The organism is Anaerotruncus sp. G3(2012), assembly GCF_000403395.2.
Lineage (GTDB): Bacteria > Bacillota > Clostridia > Oscillospirales > Ruminococcaceae > Anaerotruncus.
In genome coordinates this window covers 70,396-80,670 of the sequence record NZ_KE159660.1, presented here as the reverse complement: position 1 = coordinate 80,670, position 10,275 = coordinate 70,396, and the positions used below count along the sequence as shown (strand labels likewise).

At 64.2% G+C, this 10,275-nt stretch carries 3 protein-coding genes and 2 pseudogenes; 2 read left to right on the top strand and 3 right to left on the bottom strand.

Annotated elements, in window-relative coordinates:
* Together C814_RS24400 and C814_RS11015 are read left to right on the top strand one after the other, a co-directional pair.
* Positions 1–203 (top strand): hypothetical protein (locus C814_RS24400; protein ID WP_207637136.1); only part of this gene is annotated, 203 nt, incomplete at its 5' end.
* A 788-nt stretch (positions 204–991) separates the two neighbouring features.
* Positions 992–6,001 carry an Ig-like domain-containing protein gene (locus C814_RS11015; protein WP_016317906.1) on the top strand — a complete coding sequence of 1,670 codons (5,010 nt, stop codon included), beginning with the start codon at positions 992–994 and terminating at the stop codon, positions 5,999–6,001.
* 1,259 nt (positions 6,002–7,260) lie between these two features.
* On the opposite strand, the gene C814_RS24895 is transcribed toward C814_RS11015, so the two are convergent.
* The 3 genes and pseudogenes from C814_RS24895 to C814_RS24890 form a co-directional block, all read right to left on the bottom strand.
* Positions 7,261–7,647, bottom strand: a complete 387-nt coding sequence (locus tag C814_RS24895) for an ABC transporter C-terminal domain-containing protein (protein ID WP_369750552.1) — start codon at positions 7,645–7,647, stop codon at positions 7,261–7,263.
* A 132-nt stretch (positions 7,648–7,779) separates the two neighbouring features.
* Positions 7,780–9,084, bottom strand: a pseudogene (locus C814_RS11010) (ABC-F family ATP-binding cassette domain-containing protein); the annotation flags it as partial.
* Positions 9,057–9,138, bottom strand: a pseudogene (locus C814_RS24890) (ATP-binding cassette domain-containing protein); the annotation flags it as partial. The pseudogenes C814_RS11010 and C814_RS24890, both read right to left, overlap by 28 nt.
* Between the last annotated feature and the right edge of the window lie 1,137 nt (positions 9,139–10,275).

Sequence of the window (10,275 nt, the reverse complement as noted above, 5' to 3'; positions counted from 1 at the left end):
GGGGGCAGTGCCCCCTCCCCGTATGCCCCTCCCCGGCAAGCTGGCTGGCTCGGCCCGATCGGGCACTGTGTAATGGGGTTTTGCGGCACAGCCCGGGTCGAGTGGGCGTGGTCTATCTGGGCAAAAAACAGGTCGGGGCGGGCTGTGACATGCGTGTCCTTTCCACCCAGCCAAAGGCGGGCACCCTTCCGGGGGATACATAAGGGGTTCCCCCTTATGTGTGCTTTTTATCTTGCTTTTTGCACAAGCAAAAAACAAGCCGTCCGCCCGGACGGGACCGGGCATCCTCTGCCGCCTGCGGCACACATCTCAAAAAGGCAAGGCACCGCGCAGCTGCACAAAAAGAACCCCAGCGCGGGGCGGATTCCCCGGCAAGCTGGCTGGCCCGGCCCGATCGGGCACTGTGCAGAGGGGTTTTGCGGCACAGCCCGGGGCGAGCGGGCGGGGCCTGTCTGGACAAAAAACAGGTCGAGGCGGGCTGTGACATGCGTGTCCCTTCCACCCAGCCAAAGGCGGGCATCCTTCCGGGGGTTCCATAAGGGGGCTTCCCCCTTATGTGTGCTTTTTACCTTGCTTTTTGCACAAGCAAAAAACAAGCCGTCCGCCCGGACGGGACCGGGCATCCTCTGCCGCTTGCGGCACGCCTCTTAAAATAAAGTAACGTGCTGCGCAGCTGCACAGAAAGAGTCCCCGCGCGGGGGCGGACACCCCGCATCCCCTGCCGCCGGAAGGCGGCATTCTTCTTTAAAAAGGCAATGTGCCGCGCAGCTGCACAAAAAGGACATAGGGCGCGGGGGTTCCATAAGGGGGGCTCCCCTGATGCGCACTTTTGCTGTCTTTTCGTGCATCCGAAAAGACGCCCCCTGATCTGTTCAAATCCGGCAGGATATGCTATAATAGCAAAAAAGGAAAAAAGCGTATGCATGATTTATGCAGATTTCGGATACTGATTCAAGGGAACTGAAAAAAGCGAAAGCCGGAGGGAAAGCAGATGAAGAAACACTGGATTATCCTGTCAATCGTGGCGGCGATCATGGCGGGGGCGATCTCGCTGTCGTTTGTGCTGTCGCGGCCGCAGGGGGACACCCTGTATGCCGCGATCAGCGTGGCGGCGGACTCACTGACCGAACAGGGGATGGCGGCAGCGGACACCACCTTCACCCTCCGGAGCAAATACCGGATCACGCAGGAAGAGGTCCGGGAGATGCTGGAGATCGAGCCGGACATGGGGGAACTGAAGCTGGTGGGGGGCAGCGGACGCCGGACGACCTCCTGGAAGATCACCCCGGGCCGGCCGCTGGCGGACAATACGATCTATACCATCCGGGTGAAGAACCCGCTGCGGGGCGCGGTGGTGCAGTCGTTCGCGTTCCAGACCCGCAGCGACCTTTCGGTGCGGAGCGTCTACCCGGCGGATGGCGCAGGCTATGTGCCGGTGGATGCGGGGATCGAAATCGGGTTCAGCATGGCGGGCGTGGATATGTCCCGGCATTTCGAGATCCTGCCGCCGGTGAGCGGGACGTTTGAAACCCGGGATTATACGGCGGTCTTCCAGCCGGACGCGCCGCTCGAGCGGGACAACATCTACCGGGTGACGGTCAAGGCGGGGCTGGCCGCGCCGGACGGGACCGCGCTTGCCGAGGACTACAGCTTCTCGTTCGAGACGACCGACGCCAACGCGGATAAAGAGGACTACCGCAAGCTGCGGCTGGACGGGGAATTCGCGGAAACCTTCCTGACCGGCGACCCGATGGGGGTCGTGATGACCAGCGGCAAGGACCTCTCCGGGCAGGTGTTCCGGCTCTCGCTCCACCGGTTCCCGAACATCAGCGCCTATATCGACGAGGTGAAGGGGTACGACGTCTACTACAAGACCCGGTACGGGAGCCGGTCGGGCTACCGGGTGGAGACGGGCGGCCTGGAGGAGGTCGCGTCCTACGAGGGGGAGCTGATCCAGAGCGACAGCCACTGGACCACCCTGGCCGCGCCGCTGCCAGCCGAGCTGCCCGAGGGGCACTATGTGGCGACGGTCACCGGCGCCGATGCGGACGGGGAGCCGCAGTTTGTACAGAAGCTGATCCAGGTGCGCAACCTGAGCGTATACAGCCACTCGGTGGACGGGGAAACCCTGCTCTGGCTCAACGACCCGGCGACCGGCGGCCCGCTCAACGGGCAGGCGGCGGTGCTCGAGGACGCCAACGGGCTTTCGCCGGTGCTGCGCGGCGCGACCCGCGCGGACGGCACCGCGGACTTTGCCACACGCGGGATCGAGCAGGCGTACCTGACCATCGAGCAGGACGGCCAGCCGGTCTATTTCGACCTGCTCGAGCTGGCCCCGGCGCAGGAGCTGCGGCTCCAGGAGCGGTTTTACACCGGCCTTTACTGCGACCGCCCGCTCTACCAGTCCTCCGATACCGCCTCGGTCTGGGGGCAGGTCTACCCGCGGGTGAGCGGCGAGCCGCTGCCCGCATTCGTCTGGCTCACCCTGCGCACCGACTGGCCGGAACAGAACCTCTACCGGGAGCGGGTGCCGGTCGGGGCGGACGGCACCTTCTCGGGGAGCCTGCGGTTCAGCGGGCTGGCGAGCGACTGGTACACCATCGCGGTCACCGACGGGGGCGACGGGGTCTACACCTCCCAGAGCATCTCGGTCGAGAACTACACCAAGCCCTCCTATACGATCGAGGTGTCCACCGAGCGGGCCCATTATTTCGCCAATGAACCGGTGCCGGTCACCGTCCGGGCCACCTACCTCGACGGTACCCCCGTCTCGGGCGGGACGATGCAGATCGGCTCCAACGAGCTGCAATTCCCGAACAGCGGGCATATCACCCTGGGGGCGGACGGTTCCGCCACCATCACCGGCAGCTGGATCCCCCGCACCGAAATGTCCGGCTGGGAGCCGCAAACGGTCTGGGTGGATGTTTGGAGCACCGGCGCGCAGGACCTGCACGTCTCGGCGGGCGCCAGGGTGACCCTGCTGCCCTCGGCGGTGGCCGCGCGGATCGACGCTTCGACCGCCGGCGAGCTGACGATCCAGACCGCCCGGATCGACACCACCCGCCTGGCCGCCGCCAACCGCCCGGCGGACAGCTTTGCCTGGCTGCGCGGCGCGGCATACGACCTGCCGGTCGTGGTACATATCACCCGCACCGAATATGTCCGGGTGCCGGATGGCAGCTACTACGACTACGCCAACAACGAGACGGTCACCCGTTACCGGGTGGAGGCCCAGTCGACGGTGGTCGAGAACATCCGCACCCGGACAGTCAACGGCAAGGTGACGGTCTCCGACCTGCCCTACGAGAACACCGCCGACACCTTCTACACCTACGAAGCGCAGTTCGCGGGCGGGATCGCCGGGGATGTGGTGGCCTACCACACCGGGTTCCAGCTGCGGCAGGCGGCGCTCGACCAGTCGAGCTACGCGTTTTTCGCCGAGGGAAGCAGCGGGCGGTTTGACGCCAACCAGCCGCTCGAGCTTGGCATCTACGAGAACGGCCGGCAGACCGGCAATACCGGGCGGGTGCTCTACAGCGTGCTGCAAAAATCCACCCTGCTGACCGGCGTGTTCGACACCGCTACCCACCCGCTCACCCTCGATTCGCGCTACCTGCCCAACGTGGTGCTGGTGGGGGCCTATTTCGACGGGCGGCACATCTACCCGATGCGCACCGCCTACCTCTCCTACAACTACGACGCCCAACGGCTGCGGGTGGGGATTTCGACCGACAAGGAATCGTTCGCGCCCGGCGATACGGTGCGGGTGCGGCTCACCCTTTCCGACGCCGCCGGAAACCCGGTGGCCGGCAGCGCGGCGGTCGGCGTGGTGGATGAATCGGTCTTCCTGCTGCGCGACCAGCAGGTCGACCTCGCGGCACAGATCTACGCGTCGGCCTATTACCCCTACATCGCCCAGCAGACCTCGTATGTCGAATACCCGGAGGGCTGGGTGGGCAACAGCGACCTGAACGCCTCCGGCGGGATGGGCGGCGGGCCGGACGGGGCCTCCGCCGCGGTGCGGGAGACCTTCCTCGACACCGCCGCGTTCCAGACGGTCGAAGTGGATGAGGGAGGCTCCGCAACGGTGGAGTTCCAGCTCCCGGACAACGTGACCAGATGGCGGATCACCGCCGCGGCAGTCACCGCCGACCTGATGGCGGGCGACGCCAAGACCACCACCATCGCCGCCCTGCCCTTCTACCTGCGCCCGGTGCTCACCGGCAGCTACCTCGTGGGGGACGATGTGTCCCTCTCCGCCGGGGTGGGCGGGTCCGCCCTGCCCGCACTCGAAGGGGATGTGTCCTACGCGGTCACGGTGCTCGATTCGGACGGGTTCCAGGTGGACGGGATGACCCAGACCGCCGCCCCCGGCGAGCGGGCGCTGTTCAACCTCGGCAAATACGAGGAGGGGACCTATACCCTCACCCTCTCGGCCAACGCGGGCGGACATTTCGACGCGTGGCGGCGGGAATTCCAGGTGCTGCGCTCGGCTTCTACCGTCCCGCGGATCGAGACCATGCCGCTCAACCGGCTGCAAAGCCTCACAAGCGCCCGTTACCCGGTTGGGGTCACTGTATACGACGAACGGCTCGCACCCATGCTGGAGGGCCTGCAATGGCTCTCAGGGCAGGACGGGGAACGCACCGAGATCATCGCCGCCGCGTGGCTCGCGCGGGCCTCCTACAGCCGCCTGCTTGAGGAGGACGAACCCGGGCCGCGGCGGGACGTCCGGCTCGACCGGATCCAGGAGGTCTGGTCGGGGGTGCGCCCGCTCTCCAACGCCGGCCCGGACGCCGCGCTCACCGCCCGGATGCTGCTGGCCGCGCCTTCCCTGGTCGACCAGACCTCCGCAAAGGTCTACCTGGAGGAGACGCTGAAAAACCCGTCCGCCAGCCCCAACGACCGGGTGATGTCCTATCTGGGGCTTGCGGCGCTCGACGAGCCGATCCTGCTCGACCTCACCCGCCTTTCCCAGGACGAATCCCTCACCGCCGCGCAAAAGCTCTGGCTGGGCGCGGGCATGGCCCGCCTGGGCGACTACGCGGGCGCGCAGGCGCTCTACCAGGGGCTGTCGCGCCAGGTGGAAACCGAAGGGAAGCTCAAATACCTGCTGCCGGGCGGCTCGCTCGACGAACAGACCGAGGCAACCTCCGCCGCGCTGGCGCTCACCACGCTGGCCGGGCATCCGGATGCGGACGCGTTCATGCGCTATTTCCTCGAGCGGGACGACGACCGCGCCCGTTCGCAGGAGAGCCTGCCCCATCTGGAGATGCTGCTCTATACCAACCACACCTCGGCCGCCTACACCAAGGACCAGAGCGTGTTCCGGTGTGTGCTTGAGGGCGAGGAGCGCACGTTTGAGCTGGGCGCCAAGGGGTACCAGTGCCTGCTTTTGAGCCGCGAGGCGCTCGCCGCCGCCCAGTTCGAGACGGTCGCCGGGGACCTCTATGCCGCGGTTTCCTATACCGGCTACGCCGAGGAGGCCAGCGCCGCATCCGCCAGCAAGGTGGCGATCGAGAAATCGTACACCACCGCCAGCGGCGGCAGCCCCAGGGTCGGTGAACAGGTCCGGGTGGACCTGCGCATCACCTTCACCGACGACGCCCCGGCCGGCTGCTACAACATCACCGATTACATCCCCTCCGGGATGCGGTTCATGCCCTCCTCCGACCGCTATGCCGAGGCGGTCCCGCTCGGCGGGCAGGGTTCGCAGATACAGGTCGTGGTCGAGAACGACGGCCAGCAGGTGCGCGGCTTCCTCTACCGCGGGGAGCCGGTCCCGCTCGCGGACCGCCAGGACGATGGCCCCGACGCGGTCTTCTCCCCCACCACCGAGCCCGTCGACGACAGCCAGGACGCCGGCTCCAATACCGTGACCCTCTCCTATTACGTCAGCGCTTCCCTCCCCGGCGAGTTCGTCTCCGAAAGCGCCTATATCACCCCCCATGCCGAGGGGGTCTCGGCCAAAACCCAGCGCTCTGAAATCATCATCGAATAAAACCGAATCAATAAAAAGGAAGGGGCGAAAGCCCCTTCCTTTTCCATTTTCATCCCCGATGGTGGTGGGAGATGTGCAGCGGTGCAGCACCTTACCTTTTTGAGAGGTGTGCCGCCTTCCGGCGGCAGGGGATGCCCGGTCCCGTCCGGGCGGACGGCTTGTTTTTTGCTTGTGCAAAAAGCAAGATAAAAAGCACACATAAGGGGGTATCCCCCTTATGGAACCCCCGGAAGAGTGCCCGCCTTTGGCTGGGTGGAAAGGACACGCATGTCACAGCCCGCCCCGACCTGTTTTTTGCCCAGATAGACCACGCCCACTCGACCCGGGCTGTGCCGCAAAACCCCACTACACTGTGCTCGAACGGGCCGAGCTTCCCAGCTTGCCGGGGAGGGGCACACGGGGAGGGGTCGCCGACCCCTAGCCCGTGAGGCAGCCCGCAGGGTCGTCGCGGCGTATGCCGCGCTTCGGGCCGCAGGCCCGAGAAGACCCGAGGAAGGCGCGAGCGCCTATCCGTTTGGTCTGGGGCCAAACGGATGCTGCCTTAAAGCGGAATTGCATTTCCTCTCTTGTTCTTGACTGGGAAGCACCGCCATGGTAGAATAAGGACAAGGTGCTGCTACAAACGGTTGCAGGCGGTTGGCCCCCGCATGAGACGGGGGATTTCCCCGTTTCGGAAGAAAGGGGGAGATGCTTATGGTTACATATGCGGAACTGTTCCAGTTCTGTCTGGTAATTCTGGGCGTTGTTGCTCTTGTGTTAGACGCAACAAAAAAGAAATAACCGCCACCCCAGCAAAGTGATGCGGTTATTTCTGCAATCATAAAAGGGGGCTGACCGTCTGCGGGCAGCGCCTTTCTTTATGCTCATTATAGCCTGAAAACAGGACGCTGTCAAGCGTCCTGTTTTGACTGAGGGAGCGCACTTCTGCACAGCACCCGAACAGGCCGGCAAGCTGGCAGGCCCGTCCCGATCGGGCACTGTGTAGTGGGGTTTTGCGGCACAGCCCGGGTCGAGTGGGCGGGGCCTGTCTGGACAAAAAACAGGTCGAGGCGGGCTGTGACATGCGTGTCTTTTCCGCCCAGCCAAAGGCGGGCACCCTTCCGGGGGATACATAAGGGGTACTCCCCTTATGTGTGCTTTTTACCTTGCTTTTTGCACAAGCAAAAAACAAGCCGTCCGCCCGGACGGGACCGGGCATCCCCTGCCGCCGGAAGGCGGCACACTGATCAAAAAAAAGCAAGGTGCTGCGCAGCTGCACACTACTCCGAAAGCCCGGCCCATTCATCCATCCGCTCGGAAAGGCTGACGCGCAGCCGGTCGATATTGGCGCAAAGCTCGGTGACCTTCTGGTAATCGCGGGAGATTTCCGGGTCAGAGAGTTTTCCCTGCTCGAGCTGGATGGCGGCTTCGAGGTCGCTGATCTCCTGTTCCACTTCAAAAAGGCGTTTTTTGCGTGCAGCGGCTTCTGCGCGCTGTTTTTTTGTCCGGTGATATTCGGTGGCGGACTTCCCGCTGCCAGCAGCAGCTTCCGGGCCGGCGGGGCCCTCCGCGGGCTGGGACGCGGCCTGTGCGGCGTCGGCGGCGCTGCGCTGGGCGAGGTAATCCTCGTAATTGCCGCGATAGGAAACGAATCCGTCGGGGTGCATCTCGACAATCCGGCCGGGCATCCTGCTTAACAGGTAGCGGTCGTGGGAGACAGCGAGGATGGTCCCCTCATACGCGATCAACGCGCGGTCGAGGGCCTCCCTGGTGGCGAGGTCGAGATGGTTGGTCGGCTCGTCGAGGAGCAGGACGTTCCCCTCCTCATACATCATGATGGCAAACTTGAGACGGGCTTTTTCGCCGCCTGAGAGCATGTCCACCCGCTTATAGATCGTCTCGCCCGAAAAGAGCAGGCCGCCGAGCAGGTTGCGCAGGTCCTGTTCGTGGGACTGCGGGTACCGGTCCCACAGCTCCTCCAGGACGGTCTTGAAGCCGGTCAGCCCGACCTGCCCCTGTTCGAAATAGGAGACCTTGACGTTGCGCCCCCATTGGATTCTGCCCGCCTCGGGCTTGAGCTGGCCGATGAGGGTTTTCAGGAAGGTGGACTTGCCGACCCCGTTGGAGCCGACCAGCGCGACTTTTTCGCCGCGGAGCAGGTCAAAACTGACGTCCGAGCAGAGCAGCCTGCCGGAGGGGCCGCCGCCCGCGCGCAGGGAAAGCCCTTCGACATGCAGGACGTCCTTAACCGGGTCCCGCTCGAAAAAGAACGAGATCCGCGCGGGGTTGAGGGGCTTCGGGGGCTGCTTGACCGGCTCCATCCGCTCGATCTCCTTTTCGCGGCTGCGGGCGAGCGCGGCGGTGGAAGCGCGCACCTTGTTGCGGGCGACGAAATCGGAAAGCTTGGTCACCCGCTGCTGGTACATCTCATACTCTTTGAGCTGGCGTTCATAGAGCATCTCGCGTGTGTGCATATACCGGGTATAGTTGCCCTTGTAGGGGGTGACCCGCAGATGGGCGACCTCCCAGATGCGGGTGCAGAGCTGGTCGAGGAAATAGCGGTCATGCGAGACTACGACGATTGCGCCGCGGTAGGATTGCAGATAGGTCTCGAGCCACTGGAGGGTGGCGAAATCGAGGTGGTTGGTCGGCTCGTCGAGCATGAGCAGTTCGGGGTCGGAGAGCAGCAGCCGCGCGAGCGCCAGACGGGTCTTTTCCCCGCCCGAGAGGGTGTCGCAGGGGGTGTCCGCGTCCTTATCCGCAAAGCCCATGCCGTTTAGGATGGTGCGGATTTTGACGTCGATGTTGTACCCCTCGTTGACCTCGAAATAGCTTTGCAGCCGGTTGTACTCTTCGGACAGTGCAAGATAGCCGGGAGAGCTGCGGTCGGTGTATTGGCCCATCTGGGCGGCGATGCGTCCGGCCTTGGCCTGTGCGTCAAGCAGCGGGCGGAATACCCCCCGCATCTCCTCCCAGATGGTATTTTGCCCGTCCAGGCCGCTGTCCTGCCGCAGGAACCCGAGCGACAGCCCCGAACGCGCCGCGCGTTCCCCCTGCTCAAGCGGGAGGGAACCTTCCAGCACATTGAGCAGCGTCGACTTGCCCGCCCCGTTGACCCCGACCAGGCCGATCCGGTCCCCCTCTTCGATTTTGAGGCTGGCGCCCATGAAGATGATTTTTTCCGCGAACATCTTGGTCGCGTTGTCTAAACTCAGTAACATAATGATCGTTCCTTATTGGTTTGGTGACCCGGTAAACGCCCCTGCCGGCCGGTGCGCACCTTCAGAAAGGACACGTGTCACCTCTTTCCTATATGCCTTTTCCCGGCGGGCCATGCCGCCTTATTCTACCATGGCACTGCTTTCCAGTCAATAATGCTTTTCTGTGCGACAGACAGTTTGCTTCTGTTTGTACAGCTGCGCAGCACGTTGCCTTTTTTATACAGCGGTGCAGTACCTTACCTTTTTGAGAAGTGTGCCGCAAGCGGCACCGGGATGCGGGGTATCCGCCCCGCGCTGGGGTTCTTTTTGTGCAGCTGCGCGGCACCTTGCCTTTTTAAGAGGTGTGCCGTAAGCGGCACAGGATGCCCGGTCCCGTCCGGGCGGACGGCTTGTTTTTTGCTTGTGCAAAAAGCAAGGTAAAAAGCACACATAAGGGGGTATCCCCCTTATGGAACCCCCGGAAGGGGGCCCGCCTTTGGCTGGGTGGAAAAGACACGCATGTCACAGCCCGCCCCGACCTGTTTTTTGTCCAGACAGGCCCCGCTCGCTCGCCCCGGGCTGTGCCGCAAAACCCCACTACACTCTGCCCGAACAAACCGGCGCACAAAGCTTGCCGGGGAGGGGCACACGGGGAGGGGTCGCTGACCCCTAGCCCGTGAGGCGCATCTTGCCCGAGTGTCGCGCGTAAGCGCGCTTCGGGCCGAAAGCCCGAGAAGCGACGGGCGTTGTTTTGGTCGGGATTCCAAAACAACATGCGCCCCACCCCCCTTATGTATCCCCCGGAAGGGTGCCCGCCTTTGGCTGGGTGGAAAAGACACGCATGTCAGTGCCCGCCCCGACCTGTTTTTTGCCCAGACAGGCCCTCTCACTCGCCCCGGGCTGTGCCGCGAAACCCCTCTACATTGTGCCCGACCGGGCTGGGCCTGCCAGCTTGCCGGGGAGGGGCATACGGGGAGGGGGCACTGCCCCCTCGCCCGTAAGGCGCATCCTGCCCGAGCGTCGCGCGTAAGCGCGCTTCGGGCTGAAAGCCCGAGAAGCGAAGGGCGTTGTTTTGGTCGGGAACCCAAAACAACA